This is a genomic window from Variovorax sp. GW821-FHT10D07 (assembly GCF_059415325.1).
In genome coordinates this window covers 139,972-140,343 of record NZ_JBWKMZ010000017.1, presented here as the reverse complement: position 1 = coordinate 140,343, position 372 = coordinate 139,972, and the positions used below count along the sequence as shown (strand labels likewise).

The window sequence follows — 372 nt, the reverse complement described above, 5'->3', positions numbered from 1 at the left end:
AGGCTATCGATGCTGCTCGTGGCGGTGCTCAGGCCCGTCGAGGTCGAGGTGGACAAGCTACCGATCGAACTCGTTGCGGTGCTCAAACCAGTCGACGTCGAAGTCGAGAGACTGTCGATGCCGCTCGTGGCCGTGCTCAGGCCCGTCGAAGTCGACGTGGACAAGCTGTCGATGGAGCTCGTTGCCGTGCTGAGGCCAGTGGACGTCGAGGTCGACAGGCTGCCAATGCTGCTCGTGGCCGTGCTCAGACCGGTCGAGGTCGATGTGGACAGGCTACCGATCGAGCTCGTTGCCGTGCTCAGGCCAGTCGACGTCGAAGTCGAGAGGCTGTCGATGCTGCTGGTCGCCGTGCTCAGACCCGTCGAGGTCGAC

1 protein-coding gene is annotated in these 372 nt (G+C 63.7%); it reads left to right on the top strand.

Translation table 11 applies throughout. The features are described 5' to 3' along the window. A partial coding sequence (locus AC07PU_RS36070; protein ID WP_495322887.1) for a hypothetical protein occupies window positions 1-372 on the top strand: 372 nt, incomplete at both ends.